Source organism: Streptomyces boninensis (assembly GCF_048572725.1).
Classification (GTDB): Bacteria; Actinomycetota; Actinomycetes; order Streptomycetales; family Streptomycetaceae; genus Streptomyces; species Streptomyces boninensis.
Genome location: NZ_CP183837.1, coordinates 7292467 through 7307708, shown reverse-complemented (window position 1 = coordinate 7307708; position 15242 = coordinate 7292467). Strand labels below are relative to the sequence as shown.

Annotated in this window: 12 protein-coding genes; 9 read left to right on the top strand and 3 right to left on the bottom strand. The window is 72.2% G+C overall.

Annotation, left to right across the window (positions count from 1 at the left end; all coding sequences use genetic code 11):
- Positions 1–144: 144 nt before the first annotated feature.
- On the top strand, positions 145–1311 hold the full coding sequence (locus ACNNMR_RS33335) for a trypsin-like serine peptidase (RefSeq protein ID WP_419998413.1): 1167 nt from the start codon (positions 145–147) through the stop codon (positions 1309–1311).
- Between the two features lie 94 nt (positions 1312–1405).
- Here the strand turns inward: ACNNMR_RS33335 and recX are convergent, their stop codons facing one another.
- The 3 genes from recX to ACNNMR_RS33320 form a co-directional block, all read right to left on the bottom strand.
- Positions 1406–2230: a recombination regulator RecX gene (gene recX / locus ACNNMR_RS33330; RefSeq protein WP_420000565.1), complete on the bottom strand. Its 825-nt coding sequence runs from the start codon at positions 2228–2230 to the stop codon at positions 1406–1408.
- A complete protein-coding gene (gene recA / locus ACNNMR_RS33325; protein WP_419998412.1) occupies positions 2148–3272 on the bottom strand; it encodes a recombinase RecA in 1125 nt (374 codons plus the stop codon). Before recA ends, recX begins: the two co-directional genes overlap by 83 nt.
- 245 nt (positions 3273–3517) lie before the next feature.
- Positions 3518–3823 (bottom strand): hypothetical protein, encoded by a 306-nt coding sequence (locus ACNNMR_RS33320; RefSeq protein WP_419998411.1) that lies wholly within the window; start codon positions 3821–3823, stop codon positions 3518–3520.
- A 210-nt stretch (positions 3824–4033) separates the two neighbouring features.
- On the opposite strand from ACNNMR_RS33320, the gene miaA reads away from it, so the two are divergent.
- The 8 genes from miaA to ACNNMR_RS33280 all read left to right on the top strand — a co-directional run bounded on the left by miaA (position 4034) and on the right by ACNNMR_RS33280 (position 15238).
- Positions 4034–4996: a tRNA (adenosine(37)-N6)-dimethylallyltransferase MiaA gene (miaA, locus tag ACNNMR_RS33315; RefSeq protein ID WP_419998410.1), complete on the top strand. Its 963-nt coding sequence runs from the start codon at positions 4034–4036 to the stop codon at positions 4994–4996.
- 118 nt (positions 4997–5114) lie between these two features.
- Positions 5115–5666 (top strand): hypothetical protein, encoded by a 552-nt coding sequence (locus tag ACNNMR_RS33310; protein WP_420000564.1) that lies wholly within the window; start codon positions 5115–5117, stop codon positions 5664–5666.
- A 35-nt stretch (positions 5667–5701) separates the two neighbouring features.
- Positions 5702–6553, top strand: a complete 852-nt coding sequence (dapF, locus tag ACNNMR_RS33305) for a diaminopimelate epimerase (RefSeq protein WP_419998409.1) — start codon at positions 5702–5704, stop codon at positions 6551–6553.
- A 243-nt stretch (positions 6554–6796) separates the two neighbouring features.
- Positions 6797–8923 carry a RelA/SpoT family protein gene (locus ACNNMR_RS33300; protein ID WP_419998408.1) on the top strand — a complete coding sequence of 709 codons (2127 nt, stop codon included), beginning with the start codon at positions 6797–6799 and terminating at the stop codon, positions 8921–8923.
- Between the two features lie 84 nt (positions 8924–9007).
- The gene (locus tag ACNNMR_RS33295; RefSeq protein ID WP_419998407.1) at positions 9008–10444 is read left to right on the top strand and encodes a M1 family metallopeptidase; all 1437 of its coding nucleotides are present in this window, start codon (positions 9008–9010) and stop codon (positions 10442–10444) included.
- A 138-nt stretch (positions 10445–10582) separates the two neighbouring features.
- The gene (gene hflX, locus ACNNMR_RS33290; protein WP_419998406.1) at positions 10583–12061 is read left to right on the top strand and encodes a GTPase HflX; all 1479 of its coding nucleotides are present in this window, start codon (positions 10583–10585) and stop codon (positions 12059–12061) included.
- A 130-nt stretch (positions 12062–12191) separates the two neighbouring features.
- Positions 12192–12749, top strand: a complete 558-nt coding sequence (locus tag ACNNMR_RS33285; RefSeq protein ID WP_419998405.1) for an ArsR/SmtB family transcription factor — start codon at positions 12192–12194, stop codon at positions 12747–12749.
- Positions 12746–15238, top strand: coding sequence for an FtsX-like permease family protein (locus ACNNMR_RS33280; protein WP_419998404.1), 2493 nt, complete (start codon positions 12746–12748; stop codon positions 15236–15238). Before ACNNMR_RS33285 ends, ACNNMR_RS33280 begins: the two co-directional genes overlap by 4 nt.
- Positions 15239–15242: the final 4 nt, after the last annotated feature.

Here is a 15242-nt window from a genome sequence, read left to right as displayed (position 1 = left end):
CCGCCCGCCGCGTACGGAACCGGCCGCTGCCCGCGGAACCGGCGGCCCCCTGCAAGCCGTCCCCACCCTCACGGCATAGTTGTGTTCCGCATAAAGGCCACACCAACCGACGACATTCATGAATGCAATGGGGGATTTGATCCAATGCGCCTCATAGCCCGGCCCGCTCTGGCCGCGGCCGCCGTCGTTTCCGCGCTCGCACTGACGCTGAGCGCCTGCAACGAGGGTGGCGGCGGCGACGACAACGCGGACGCCAAGCCGAGCGCCTCGGACAAGGCGGACAAGAAGGAAGTCGGTGGCATCGAGCTGCCGGACGATCTGCCGACGTCGCTCGAGGACCTCGACAAGTGGAGGGACGGCGGCTGGAAGAAGTGGGACAAGGACGAATGGCTGCGTGAGGCGCAGCAGTTCATCAACCCCATCATCGAGGACCTGTGGGACCCGGACCGGATGCGGGACGCGGAGACCCCGGACAAGAACGTCCCCGAGGATGTGTCGGACGATCAGGGCCAGACGGACCCGGCGCCGCAGCCGGTGCCGGCGCGGCAGGCCAAGACGCCGTACACGAACAGCACGCCCGGCGTCGGCAAGATCTTCTTCGACAGCCCGCAGGGGCCGATGGTCTGCTCCGGCACGGTGATCGAGGACCCGAAGAACCCCGGGAAGTCCAACCTGGTCGCGACCGCGGGGCACTGCGTGCACGCCGGGCAGAAGGGCGGCTGGTTCCGTAACGTCGCCTTTGTGCCCTCGTACAACCCGCAGGGCAAGTCGGCCGCGGAGCTGAGGGCCGATCGGCCGACCGAGCAGGAGCTGGCGCCGCAGGGTCAGTGGTGGGCCGAGAAGGCTCGCACCACGGACCAGTGGATCTCGCAGGGCCGGACCGAGGGCGGCTTCGGTGCGCCGTACGACTTCGCGGTGCTGAAGGTGAAGCCGAAGGACGGCCGGTCCAAGTCGCTGCAGGAGACGACCGGTGCGGCGGTGCCGGTGTGGTGGAACGCGCCGAAGGTCGCGGAGGTCGGGAACGCCACGGCGATGGGGTACCCGGCGGCGAAGCCGTATGACGGGCAGCGGGTGTACTCGTGCGCGGACGGTCCTGGGCGGCTTTCGATCCAGGCTGACCAGCCGACGATGTACCGGATCGGCTGCACGATGACGGCCGGCGCCTCGGGTGGTGGCTGGTTCGCCGAGAACGGCGGCAAGCGGTCGCTGGTTTCGGTTACGTCCATCGGGCCGCTGAACCATGAGTGGCTGGCCGGGCCGCGGCTGGGGCCGGAGACGAAGAAGGTCTTCGACACGATCAGCGGCGGCTGAGCGAAGGCGCGCGAGCGCGCGTAGGCGCGCAGATGCGGCGGCGGCCCGTCCGGAGAGATCCGGGCGGGCCGCCGTCGTGTGTTCGGGGGCGCTGCTACTCCTGGAAGTGGTCCAGTTCCTCCACGTCCTCGCCTTCCGCTTCCAAGGCCTCGCGTACGACTCTCAGGGCCAGGCCCTGGTGGTAGCCCTTGCGGGCCAGCATGCCTGCCAGGCGGCGGAGGCGTTTGTCGCGGTCCAGGCCGCGGGTGGAGCGGAGTTTGCGGGCTACCAGCTCGCGGGCCATCTCCAGCTCCTGGTCGGAGTCGAGCTGTGCCACCGCCTCGTCGATCACGGCGGTGTCGACGCCCTTGGTGCGGAGCTCGTTGGCCAGGGCGCGGCGGGCCAGGCCGCGGCCGTGGTGGCGGGACTCGACCCAGGCGTCCGCGAATTGGGCGTCGTTGATCAGCCCGACCTCTTCGAAGCGGGAGAGCACCTCCTCCGCCACGTCGTCCGGGATGTCGCGCTTGGCGAGTGCGTCGGCGAGCTGCTTTCGGGTACGGGGCGTGCCCGTGAGCTGGCGCAGGCAGATGGCCCGCGCCCGCTCGGCGGGATCGCGCTCGTCCACGGCGTCCGGCCCGGATTCCTCCGCGCCGGACGCACCGTCCCCGTCCCCGTACTGCGCCGACCCCCGCCCGGCCCTCGACGAACGGAAGCCATCGCGGCTTCTGCCGCCGCCACGCCCTCCGCCGCCGCGCCGGCCCGCGCCTCCCCGACGACGCGGCGGCGGGCCCGGATCGTACGGGTCGCCGGGGCCGTCGGGGTCGGCGGCAGGGGCGTCCGGACCGCGGGTCAAGGGTTCAGCCCTTCGCCGCCGCGCCGGCCTTCGCCTTGGCGGTGGACTTGGCCGCCGGGGCCGGGACCTTCTTCTCCTCCGCGGCAGGGGCGGCGGCAGCCGCATCCGCCGTCGGCTCGGCCTCCTCCGCCGGCTTGACGCCGACGCCCAGCTTTTCCTTGATCTTCTTCTCGATCTCGTTGGCGAGATCGGGGTTGTCCTTCAGGAAGTTGCGGGCGTTCTCCTTGCCCTGGCCGAGCTGGTCGCCCTCGTACGTGTACCAGGCGCCGGACTTGCGGACGAAGCCGTGCTCCACGCCCATGTCGATCAGGCCGCCCTCGCGGCTGATGCCCTGGCCGTAGAGGATGTCGAACTCGGCCTGCTTGAAGGGCGGGGCGACTTTGTTCTTCACGACCTTGACGCGGGTGCGGTTGCCGACCGCGTCGGTGCCGTCCTTCAGCGTCTCGATGCGGCGGATGTCCAGGCGCACCGAGGCATAGAACTTCAGGGCGCGGCCACCGGTCGTGGTCTCCGGGGAGCCGAACATCACGCCGATCTTCTCGCGCAGCTGGTTAATGAAGATCGCGGTGGTCTTCGACTGGTTGAGCGCGCTGGTGATCTTCCGGAGCGCCTGGCTCATCAGGCGGGCCTGCAGACCCACATGCGAGTCGCCCATCTCGCCCTCGATCTCCGCGCGCGGGACGAGCGCCGCGACCGAGTCGATGACGATCAGGTCGAGGGCGCCGGAGCGGACGAGCATGTCCGTGATCTCCAGGGCCTGCTCGCCATTGTCCGGCTGGGAGAGGATCAGGGAGTCGATGTCGACGCCGAGCTTCTTCGCATACTCGGGGTCGAGGGCGTGCTCGGCGTCGATGAAGGCCACCGAGCCGCCGGCCTTCTGGGCGTTGGCCACCGCGTGCAGCGTGAGGGTCGTCTTACCGGAGGACTCCGGGCCATAGACCTCCACCACGCGGCCGCGCGGGATGCCGCCGACGCCGAGGGCGATGTCGAGAGCGGTCGAGCCGGTGGAGATGACCTCGACGGGCTCATTGGGCCGCTCGCCGAGACGCATGACCGCGCCCTTACCGAATTGCCGTTCAATCTGGGCGAGAGCGGCGTCCAGCGCCTTCTCGCGGTCACTCGTTGCCATGGGCTCCACCCGGGATGTCTGGTTCGATCGCTTCACGTCCACGACGCTAGCGCCTGCCACTGACAATGCGGCCGGACGCCGCCCTGGCCTGTGGATAACCGCGGTTTGCGGATGGCCAGGGACCTCCATCTGAATGGATGTTCGATTTTGGTGTCAAGCGGAACCCGGAAGCCCAACTGAACCTGGATTATGAAGGACACCCGGGTGCGCGCCCCACCGGCGCGCACCCAGCGATGGGCCGCGCGTTACTGGCGCGCCCCCTCCCCGGACTCGCTGTCGGGGGCATCCTGCGGGGTCTGCTGCTGCGGGATGGTGCCGGCGCCGGTGTCGGCCTTGGCCGCGGCGGCCGTGTCATCCGCGGCCTCCCCCTCAGCAGCGGCCTGCTCGTCACCCTCGGCGGCGGCACCTTCTGCCGAGGTGCCCGCCTCCGTCGCCGCGGCAGCCGCGGCGTCGCCGCCCGCCTCCTCGACGGGGGCCGTCTGGGTGGCCTCCCCCGCCTCTTCGGTTGACGGGTTCTTCTTGCGGCGGAGAAGCGTGTCAAGAACGCCCATTATCACTCCATAGCTAACTCTTGTGGGCGAAATCCCGCACCATCCGGAGCGTCTCATTGCGCCGCTTCGGTTATCGGTCCGTAAACCGGCGGTCGGAACCTCGAAACGCCAAACGACCCCGGGGGCGGCACGTCACGTCGCTCATTCGTGGCCGGGCGCCGCGCGTGGCTGACTTTCCGGCCGGGCGACGGCCTTTGCGAGACTTACGGCGTGACTGCAGCCGCACCGAGCTCCGCCCCGAGCCCCGCCCCCCGACCGCAGGTCGTCGCCGTCGTCGGTGCCACCGCCGCCGGCAAGTCCGACCTGGGCGTCGCCCTCGCCCGCCACCTCGGCGGCGAGGTCGTCAACGCCGACTCCATGCAGCTCTACCGCGGGATGGACATCGGCACCGCCAAGCTGACGGAGGCCGAGCGCCACGGGGTGCCGCATCACCTGCTCGACATCTGGGACGTGACCGAGGCCGCGAGCGTAGCCGAGTACCAGCGGCTGGCCCGTACCGAGATCGACCGGCTGCTCGCCGCAGGCCGGACGCCCGTCCTGGTCGGCGGCTCGGGCCTGTACGTGCGCGGCGCCATCGACACCCTCGAATTTCCCGGTACGGACCCGGCCGTACGCGCCCGCCTCGAAGCCGAGCTCGCCTCCCATGGCTCCGGCGCCCTGCACGCCCGCCTGGCCGCCGCCGACCCGGACGCCGCCCGCACGATCCTGCCGGGCAATGGCCGCCGCATCGTCCGCGCCCTGGAGGTCATCGAGATCACCGGCAAGCCCTTCACCGCCAACCTCCCCACCCACGAGTCGGTCTACGAAACCCTCCAGATCGGCGTCGAGGTCCCCCGCCCCGAGCTCGACGAGCGGATCACGCTCCGGGTCGACCGCATGTGGGAGGCCGGGCTCGTCGACGAGGTGCGCACTCTTGAGGGCAAGGGGCTGCGCGACGGGCGTACGGCATCGCGGGCGCTCGGCTATCAGCAGGTGCTCGCGTTCCTCGCCGGGGAGTGCACCGAGCAGGAGGCGCGCGACGAGACCGTGCGCGCCACCAAGCGCTTCGCGCGACGCCAGGACTCGTGGTTCCGCCGGGACCCGCGGGTGCACTGGCTGAGCGGCGCGAGCGCCGATCGCGAGGGGCTCGTGGGGCACGCGCGAGCCTTGCTCGAACGACCGGTCACAGGCTGATCACGTGATGGCATCGGGACGCCCCGGTGGTGCTTGAGGGGTTCCTGGGCGTGCCATCATCAATGCGAATCGCGCCGTATTCGATCGGTACCGCCGGAGGTTGGGAGGGCACGTGGCGATGGAGGCCGGCCCTCGTGACACCAGACGTGAGCCCGAGCCGCAGGAGCTGTCCGCGGCGGAGGACTTCACACCCGCGGACGACCTCGCGGCCGCCGACGATCTCGCGGCCGCCGACGGCTTCCCGCCCGCCGAGCCCGCCGATCCCATCGAGCCCGGCACCCTCGCCGCCGACGGTCCCGACGAGGACGAGCAGGCGGCCGCCGCGGAGGGCGGCGAGTCCTTCCGCGAGCTGCGCCCCCCGAAGCTGCTGCGCTTCTGGCAGCTCGCCCCGATCGTCGTGCTCGCGGTGCTCGGCTCGCTGATGTTCGCCTTCCCGCTCGCCTTCGAGTTCGGCGACAGCGGCGCGGTCGTGGCCATGCTCGGCCTGCTGATCAGCTGCTGCGCGGGCGGCTGGGCGATGATGGCGGCCCGCCGGGTCGGGTACGTGCTGCCCGGGCTGCCGCCGAAGGGGTCGGGGCGGAAGCCCGACTGGCGGATCGTGGCGCTCTATCTGGCGCTGGTCGCCGTGCTGGCGGCGCTCGCGGTCTGGCGCGTGGCGCGCTTGCGCTGAGCCGCGCCCCAGACCCCCGTCGTACGATTGATCCCGTGAACGCGCTGCACTTCCTCAAGGGCCACGGCACCGAGAACGACTTCGTGATCGTCCCGGACGCCGACGGCGTCATCGACCTGTCCCCCGCCGACGTCGCCAAGCTGTGCGACCGGCGGGCCGGCATCGGCGGTGACGGCCTGCTGCGGGTCGTACGGTCGGCGGCGCACCCGGAGGCCCGGCAGATGGCGGCCGAGGCCGAGTGGTTCATGGACTACCGCAATGGCGACGGCAGCGTCGCCGAGATGTGTGGCAATGGCACCCGCGTCTTCGCCCTCTATCTGCAGCGTGCCGGGCTCGTGGAGGCCGGCGACCTGGCCATCGCCACCCGCGCCGGCGTCCGCCGCATCCATCTGGACAAGGACGGCGACATCACGGTCGGGATGGGCGCGGCCAGGCTGGTCGACGGCGAGGTCACCGTCACGGTCGGCGACCGCTCCTGGCCCGCGCGCCATGTGAACATGGGCAATCCGCACGCCGTCGCCTTCATCGGCGATCTCGCCGAGGCGGGGGACCTCTTCCGCGCCCCCGGCGTGGCCCCGGCCGCGGCGTATCCCGACGGTGTGAACGTGGAGTTCGTGGTCGACCGCGGCCCGCGGCATGTGGCCATGCGGGTGCACGAGCGCGGCTCCGGCGAGACCCGCTCCTGCGGCACCGGCGCCTGCGCGGTCGCGGTGGCCACCGCGCGGCGGGACGGCGTGGACCCGGCGGTCACGGGCCGGCCGGAGACGTACACGGTGGATGTGCCCGGCGGGCGGCTGGTGATCACCGAGCACCCGGACGGGACCGTGGAGATGACGGGACCCGCGGTGATCGTGGCGGAGGGCCGTACCGAAGCCGGGTGGCTCTGAGCACCCTGGAGCCGTCCGCAGCCATCCGCACCCGTCCCCGACCAGCCGCGGACACCGGCAAGCGCCATTTCCGGTCACCAGACCCCCAAACCCGGTGGCAATTAGCTCGATTAGGTGATCCAGCCCACTCTCGGCGAGAGCGGCGTGGCGCTCCGTGATGGGCTCGGTAGCATCAAGCACCGGTTCGGCGGTCATGGACGACCAGGACGACACTGCCCACCGGTCGAGTGCCGGAGGTGCCTGTTGAGCGCAGAGGTTGGCCCGGTCCCGGACGCCTCGGGAGATTCCGCGGGCGGCGCTGCCCGCCGCCGTCCCAGGCTCGACCTGCGCCGACTCGGCCGTGTGGCCCTGCTGTCGGCGGCCGCCGCGCCCCGCGGCCGGGTGCCGGACGCGCTGGAGCATGTGGCGAAGGCGCATCGCGCCTACTTCCCCGACGCCGACCTCGACACCCTCAGCCGCGCCTACGTGCTCGCCGAGCTCTCCCACCGCGGCCAGATGCGCAAGTCCGGCGAGCCATACATCACCCACCCCCTCGCGGTCACCCTCATCCTCGCCGAACTCGGCGCCGAGACCACGACCTTGACCGCCTCGCTCCTCCACGACACGGTCGAGGACACCGACGTCACCCTCGCCCAAGTCCGCGCGGAATTCGGCGAGGAGGTCTGCTATCTCGTCGACGGCGTCACCAAGCTCGAGAAGGTCGATTACGGCGCCGCCGCCGAGCCCGAGACCTTCCGCAAGATGCTCGTCGCCACCGGCAGCGACGTCCGCGTGATGTCGATCAAACTCGCCGACCGGCTGCACAACATGCGCACCCTCGGCGTGATGCGCCCCGAGAAGCAGGCCCGCATCGCCCGCGTCACCCGCGACGTCCTCATCCCGCTCGCCGAGCGCCTCGGCGTGCAGACGGTGAAGACCGAGCTGGAGGACCTGGTCTTCGCCATCCTGCACCCGGAGGACTACGCCACCACCAGCGAGCGGCTGCTGGAGCACGCCTCCCGCCCCGACCCGCTCCAGGACACCGCGGACGAGCTGCGCGGCGTCCTCGGCGAAGCCCGTATCGCCGGACAGGTGCAGCTCCGGCCGCGGCATGCCGTCTCCGTGCACCGCGTCCGGCTGAAACGCGCCGGGCAGGGCGAGCGCGGCGAGCTGCGGCCGAGCGACTTCGCGCGGCTGCTGGTGCTGGTCGAGGAGCCCGCCGACTGCTATGCCGTCCTCGGCGAGCTGCACACCTGCTTCACGCCCGTGGTGTCGGAGTTCAAGGACTTCATCGCCGCGCCGAAGTACAACCTCTACCAGTCGCTGCACACCGCCGTCGTCGACGAGCGCGGCCATGTCGTCGAAGTCCTCGTCCGTACGCGCCAGATGCACCGCATCGCCGAGGCCGGCGTCATCGCCCTCGACAACCCCCTCGCCCGGCCCGAGGGCAGCGGCGTCGGCGACTGGCTGACCCGGCTGCTGGACTGGCAGCGGGCCACACCCGACCCGGACGCCTTCTGGTCCACGCTGCGCGACGACCTCGCGCCGGACCGGGAGATCACCATCTACGGCGACCGCACCGGCCCGCTCGGCCTCGCCGCGGGCGCCACCTGCGTCGACGCCGCGTACGCCCGCTACGGCGAGGCCGCGCACGCCTGCGTCGGCGCGCGGGTGAACGGCCGGCTGGTCAGCCTGGGCACGGTGCTGCGCGACGGCGACACCCTCGACCTGCTGCTCGCCCAGGACAGCAGCTCCGCACCCGCGCCCGAGTGGCTCGACCACGCGCAGACCCCGGCGGCCCGGATCGCGATCACCCGCTGGCTGACGGAACACCCCGCGGAGGCCGAGCGCGAGCCCGACGGCAGCGCCCCCGGACGCCCTCCGCAGGCCTCGCCCCCGGTCTCCCCCGCCCCCTCGGGCCTCGGCCCGGCGGTCGCCGAGGTGCCGGACGCTGCGGTACGCCTCGCCCGCTGCTGTACGCCCGTGCCGCCGGACGCCGTGACCGGCTTCTCGGTCCGTGGCGGGGCGGTCGCCGTGCATCGGGTGCAGTGTTCCGCGGTGGCGCGGATGACCACGGCGGGGCGGGAGCCGGTCGCGGTGCGGTGGCGTGAGGAAGCGGATGGCTCGGGTGCCGCGCATGGTGGGGCGCGGGTGACGCTGCAGGCGGAGGCGTTCGTACGGGCGCATCTGCTGGCGGATCTCACCGAGGCGATCGCCGCCGAAGGGGCGGCGATTGTGGCGGCGGATGTGGAGATGCCTCGGGAGCAGCGGGTTCGTCATACCTATACGCTGCGGCTGGCTGAGCCCGCGGCGCTGCCTGGGTTGATGCGGGCTATGCGGCGGGTGCCGGGGGTTTACGACGTCAGCCGGAGGCGGGTGGCCGCGCACTGAGCGATGTGGTGCCACCACACTCATTAGGGTGCGGCCCCGTCGTGCCATCGCCAGCCGCGCGCGCGGCGCTGATAGCCGTTGGCCATGCAACCCCTGCGATCTCTACGAACGTCGAAGGCCCTCCTCGCCGGGCTCGCCCTCGCCACCATCGCCGCTGCCGCGCCCAGTGCGCCGGAGCCTCTCGGCATCGGGGACCCGCTCTTCCCGCACCTCGGCAACCCGGGCTACGACGTCAGCGACTACGACATCGCCCTGCGCTACAGCGGTCGCAACGACCGGCCGCTGCAAGCCGTCACCACGATCACCGCCCGCGCGGACCGCGACCTCCCCGCCTTCAACCTGGACTTCAGCGACGGGCGCGTCAGCCGCGTCACGGTGGGTGGCAGGGAAGCGCGCTTCGCCGCCGCCGGCGAGGACCTGGCCGTCACGCCCGCGCGGCCGGTCAGGGCCGGGCAGACGATGCGAGTCACCGTCCGGCACACCTCCGACCCGAAGGCGAAGGACAGCGGCTGGATCCGTACCGGCGACGGCCTGGTGATGGCCAACCAGGCCGACGCGGGACACCGGGTCTTCCCCGGCAACGACCACCCCTCCGACAAGGCCCGCTTCACCTTCCGCGTCACCGCCCCGCGCGGCGTCACGGTCGTCGCCAACGGGCTGCCCGCCGGGCAGCAGCGCAGCCGGAACGCCACCACCTGGGCGTACGGCACCACGCACCCGATGGCCACCGAGCTGGCGCAGGTCGCCATCGGCCGCTACGACGTGGTGCACGGCCAGGGGCCGCACGGGCTGCCGCTGCGGCATGTCGTGCCGAAGGGGGACGCGAAGGAGCTGAAGCCGTTCCTCGACGCCACCGGGCCGCAGATCGAGTGGATGGAGCGGCAGGTCGGCAGGTATCCCTTCGAGAATTACGGGCTGCTGATCGCCGACATGTCCTCCGGCTTCGCGCTGGAGACGCAGACGCTGTCGCTCTTCGAGCGGCCGTTCTTCGACGAGGGCGCGGGGCCCGCCGCCTACGCCCGCGGGATCATGGTGCACGAGCTGGCGCACCACTGGTTCGGCAACAGCGTCAGCCCGCGCACCTGGGCCGACCTGTGGCTGAACGAGGGCCACGCCACCTGGTACGAGGCCCTGTACAACGACGGCCAGGGCCTGCAGTCGCTGGAGAGCCGGATGCGGGAGGCGTACGCGCAGAGCGACACCTGGCGGCGCGGCGGCGGCGCCCCGGCCGCGCCGAAGAAGCCGGACTCCGAGGACAAGCTCACCATCTTCCGGCCGGTCATGTACGACGGCAGCGCGCTGGTGCTGTACGCGCTGCGGGAGCGGATCGGCGAGCGGGCGTTCCAGCGGCTGGAGCGCGAGTGGGTCGGGCGGCACACCGACTCCGTGGCGGGCACGAAGGAGTTCACCGCCCTCGCGTCCGAGGTGTCGGGGCAGGACCTGTCGGGCTTCTTCGCCGGCTGGCTGTACGGGAAGCAGACGCCCAGGATGCCGGGGCACCCGGACTGGCGCTCGGAGTAGCGGGAAGTAATCGGATGAAACCGCGGCGCCGCCCGTGCGACCATCTATGGCGCGGGCGGCGTCGCCGGGCGGGAATTCTTCCGGTCTGAGCTGCGTTCTTTCCTGCGATATCCCATTTCTCCGAACCGTAAGGAACCGATGACTCCCTCTTCCCTTCCCCAGGACGACGAGCGCCTTACCGAGAGCCTCCGGGCCGACGCCCTGATGGAAGCGGACGCCGGCTGGGGTCTCGGTGACGATGCGGATCGCGACGGCGAGCAGCTCGACCGGCAGGACCGCGCGTCCCTGCGCCGCGTCGACGGCCTGTCGACCGAGCTCGAGGACGTCACCGAGGTCGAGTACCGGCAGCTGCGCCTTGAGCGCGTGGTGCTGGTCGGCGTCTGGACGTCCGGCACGGCGCGGGACGCGGAGAACTCCCTCGCGGAGCTCGCCGCCCTCGCCGAGACCGCCGGCTCGCAGATCCTCGACGGCGTGATCCAGCGCCGCGACAAGCCCGACCCGGCCACGTACATCGGCTCGGGCAAGGCCCAGGAGCTGCGCGACATCGTGCTTGAGACCGGCGCCGACACCGTCGTCTGCGACGGTGAGCTGTCGCCGGGCCAGCTGATCCATCTCGAAGACGTCGTCAAGGTCAAGGTCGTCGACCGTACGGCCCTGATCCTCGACATCTTCGCCCAGCACGCCAAGTCCCGTGAGGGCAAGGCGCAGGTGGCGCTCGCCCAGATGCAGTACATGCTGCCGCGGCTGCGCGGCTGGGGTCAGTCGCTGTCCCGGCAGATGGGTGGCGGTGGCTCCGGCTCGGCGGGCGGCGGCATGGCGACCCGTGGCCCCGGTGAGACCAAGATCGAGACGGACCGGCGGCGGATCCGCGAGAAGATGGCGAAGATGCGCCGGGAGATCGCGGAGATGAAGACCGGCCGCGAGGTCAAGCGCCAGGAGCGGCGCCGTAACAAGGTGCCCTCGGTCGCGATCGCCGGATACACCAACGCGGGCAAGTCCTCGCTGCTCAACCGGCTCACCGGCGCGGGCGTGCTGGTGGAGAACTCGCTGTTCGCCACCCTCGACCCGACGGTCCGGCGGGCCGAGACGCCGAGCGGGCGGGTGTACACGCTGGCCGACACGGTTGGTTTTGTACGCCATCTCCCGCACCACCTGGTCGAGGCGTTCCGTTCCACGATGGAGGAGGTCGGCGACTCCGACCTGATCCTGCATGTGGTCGACGGTTCGCATCCGGACCCGGAGGAGCAGCTGGTCTCCGTACGCGAGGTGATCCGCGATGTCGGCGCCACGCAGGTGCCGGAGATCGTGGTGATCAACAAGGCGGATGCGGCCGAGCCCGAGGTGCTGCAGCGGCTGCTGCGCATCGAGCAGCGGGCGATCGCCGTCTCGGCGAAGACCGGCGAGGGCATCGACGAGCTGCTCGCGCTGATCGACATCGAGCTGCCGCGCCCGCAGGTCGAGATCGAGGCCGTGGTCCCGTACACCCAGGGCGGGCTGGTCTCGCGCGTCCATGCCGAGGGCGAGGTGATCTCCGAGGAGCACACCGCGGAGGGCACCCTGCTGAAGGCTCGGGTGCACGAGGAGCTGGCAGCGGAGCTGCGGCGCTACGCGGTCTGAGCTCGTCTTTTACGGTTAATGCCCCCGCTGTGGCGGGGGCATTGCCATGTCCGCGGTGGGGTTAACCCCAGGGCCAGGACGCCTGGCCGCCGGATGCACAAAAAACTGTGCACACGGAAGTGTGGACAGCATGCCGAAAGTGATCCCGGACCTCGCCGCCCTCAAGTGCCTGGCGCACCCGCGCCGCCAGCTGGTGCTGCAGCAGCTGACGCTGCACGGCCCGGCCACCTCCGCCTCGCTCGCCCGCGCGCTCGACCTGAACACCGGCGCCACCAGCTACCACCTGCGCGAGCTGGCCCGGCACGGCTTCGTCACCGACGAACCGGGCCGCGGCCGGGAGCGGTGGTGGCGGGCGGCCGGCGGCGACCTGCGCTTTCCGCGGCGCTCCGAGCAGAGCGACGAGACGCGCGCCGTGCTCGACTCGGTGAACCGGCACGCCTTCGCCGCCGACCTGGAGCTCTTCGAGCGCGCCCAGCGGCAGGCGCACGGCGAGTGGCGGGACGCCTTCCCGTATTCGCGCGGCACGATCCGGCTGACGGCGGGCGAACTGAACGAGTTCTTCGAGGACTTCATCGCCCTCCTCGACCGCTACAAGCGCCCCGAGGCCGAGACTCCGGCCGGCGCCCGCACCGTACGCACCCAGCTGCTGGCCTTCCCGGCCCCCGATTCCGAGGACGACGACTCATGATGCTCCGGCTGGCTCTGAAGACTCTGCGCGCCCGGAAGGGCGGCTTCATCGGCGCGTTCCTCGCGCTCTTCTGTGCGGCGGCGCTGATCACCGCGTGCGGCGGGCTGCTGGAGACGGGGCTGCGCGGGAAGATCGCGACGGAGCGGTACGCGGCGGCACCCGTGATCGTCTCCGCCGACCAGAACGTCCACCAGACCACGATCAAGAAGAAGCACGGCAAGACGAAGGTCAAGCACAAGGCGAAGCCGCTGGCCGAGCGGGTGTGGCTGGACGCGGGCCTGACGGATCGGCTTGCGCGGGTGGAGGGCGTGCGGCGGGTCGTGCCCGAACTCACCTTCCCCGCCCAGCCGATGGGCAAGGGCAAGACCGATGTGCCCGCGTACGGGCATGCCTGGTCCTCGGCCGCCCTGACCCCGTTCAAGCTCACCGCGGGCACGGCCCCGCGTGCCGCCGGCGACGTCGTCGTGGACTCCCGGCTCGGCCTCAAGCCCGGCGACCGGCTCACCGTCCAGGCGACCTCGGCGCCGCGCACGTACCGGATCAGCGGCGTCGCGGAAGGCGACGTCACCCGCCAGCACGCGCTCTTCTTCAGCCAGGCCGAGGCCGAGCGGCTCGCCGCCCGGCCGGGGCAGGCGACCGCGATCGGGCTGCTCGGCGACGACGTGTCCGCCGATGCCGTACGGAAGGCGCTGGCGGGCACCAAGGCGCAGGTGTCGACGGGGGACGACCGCGGGCCGGTGGAGTTCATCGACGCGGTCAAGGCGCGGGTGAAGCTGATCAGCATGGGTGCCGCGATCGGTGGCACGTCGCTGCTGGTGGCGATCCTCGTCGTGGTCGGCACCTTCGCGCTGACGATCCAGCAGCGGCACCGGGAGCTCGCGCTGCTGCGCGCCGTGGCCGCGTCGGGGAAGCAGATCCGGAGGCTGATCGGCCGGGAGGCGCTGCTGGTCGGCGCGGTGGCCGGGGTGCTGGGCGCGCTGGCGGGCCTGCCGCTGTCGCACTGGCTGCTGGGCCGCTTCACCGACCTGGGTGCCGTGCCCGCCACGCTGGAGCCGGCCATCGGCTTCTTCCCGGCGGCGGTGGCGCTGCTGGCCACGCTCCTCGGCGCCTGGTCGGCGGCCCGCCTGGCGGCGCGCCGGATCGCCCGTATCCGCCCGGCGGAGGCGCTCGGTGAGGCGGCGCTGGAGCGGCGGTTCTCGTGGGGCCGGACGATCGCGGGGCTGGTGCTGCTGGCGGGCGGCACGACGCTGGTGGCGGTGCTGAGCTCGCTGCAGACGGAGGCCGCCGCGACGCCGGTGACCTTCCTCGCGGTGATCGTGCTGTGCGGCTCGGTGTCGCTGCTCGGCCCGCTGCTGGTACGGGCCGCCGCCGCGCTGCTCGCGGGCCCGCTGCGGCTCGGCCGCTTCCCCGGCGTGCTGGCCCGCCGCAATCTGCGCGGCAACGCGGTCCGGATGGCCGCCGCCGTCACCCCGCTCGCGCTGCTGATCGCGATGGCCTCCACGGTCCTCTTCAGCCAGCCGACGCTGTCCTCCGCGGCCGAGCGGGAGGCGGCGGACGGCACCCGGGCCGACTGGGTGCTGGCCTCGGAGGGCCCCGGCGTGCCGTCGGCGGCGGCGGAGCGCGTACGGAAGGCGCCCGGGGTGGCGACGGTGACCGAGGTGGTGCGGACGACCGTACGGGTGGGGCTGGACAAGTACCCCTCGCAGGGCGTGACTTCGGCCGGCCTGGCCCGTAACTGGGACCCGGAGGTCGTCTCCGGCTCGCTGAAGGGCTTCGGCCGCGGCGATGTGGCCGTCAGCGAACTGGCCGCTGACCAGCGCGATCTCAAACCAGGCAGCAAGCTGAAGGTCACCCTGGGCGACGGCACCCCCGTCACCCTGCGGGTCGCCGCCGTGTACGCCCGCGGCCTCGGCTTCGGCGACCTGACGATGGCGCACTCGCTGGTGTCGCGGCACGTCGACAACCCGCTGTCCGCGGCGGTGCTGGTGCGCACGGACGGCGGGCGGGACGGACTCGCGGCCGCGGTGCGGGACTTCCCGGGTGTGCGCGTCCTGGCCCCGGGCGAGGCCCGGGACCTGGCGGCCGAGCGGGACCAGGCCAACGCCGACGTCAACCTCCTCGCCATGGCCCTGATCCTGGCCTTCACGGCGATCGCGGTGGTCAACACCCTGGCCATGTCGGTGTCCGAGCGGGTGCGCGAGTTCGCGAAGCTGCGGCTCGCCGGGGCGACCAGGCCGCAGGTGCTGCGGATGCTGCGCCTGGAGGCCCTGGCGTCGCTGCTGACGGCGGCGGCGCTGGGCACGGGGATCGCGGCCGCGGTGCTCAGCGCCTTCAGCGCCGGCCTCACGGGCACGGTGTCGGTGGCCGTCGCGCCGCTGGCCTGCGCGGGCGTGCTGGGCGTGGCGGCGGTGCTGGCGCTGGCGGCGACCGCGGCACCGGGGCGGGTGGCGCTGGCGCCGAAGGCGGTGGAGGTGGTGGGGGTCGAGTAGGTCC

Coding starts and splice junctions, on each gene's coding strand:
- ACNNMR_RS33335 (WP_419998413.1), top strand. CDS start 145: ATGCGCCTCATAGCCCGGCCCGCTCTGGCCGCGGCCGCCGTCGTTTCC.
- recA (WP_419998412.1), bottom strand. CDS start 3,272: ATGGCAACGAGTGACCGCGAGAAGGCGCTGGACGCCGCTCTCGCCCAG.
- ACNNMR_RS33320 (WP_419998411.1), bottom strand. CDS start 3,823: ATGGGCGTTCTTGACACGCTTCTCCGCCGCAAGAAGAACCCGTCAACC.
- ACNNMR_RS33310 (WP_420000564.1), top strand. CDS start 5,115: ATGGAGGCCGGCCCTCGTGACACCAGACGTGAGCCCGAGCCGCAGGAG.
- ACNNMR_RS33295 (WP_419998407.1), top strand. CDS start 9,008: ATGCAACCCCTGCGATCTCTACGAACGTCGAAGGCCCTCCTCGCCGGG.
- hflX (WP_419998406.1), top strand. CDS start 10,583: ATGACTCCCTCTTCCCTTCCCCAGGACGACGAGCGCCTTACCGAGAGC.
- ACNNMR_RS33285 (WP_419998405.1), top strand. CDS start 12,192: ATGCCGAAAGTGATCCCGGACCTCGCCGCCCTCAAGTGCCTGGCGCAC.
- ACNNMR_RS33280 (WP_419998404.1), top strand. CDS start 12,746: ATGATGCTCCGGCTGGCTCTGAAGACTCTGCGCGCCCGGAAGGGCGGC.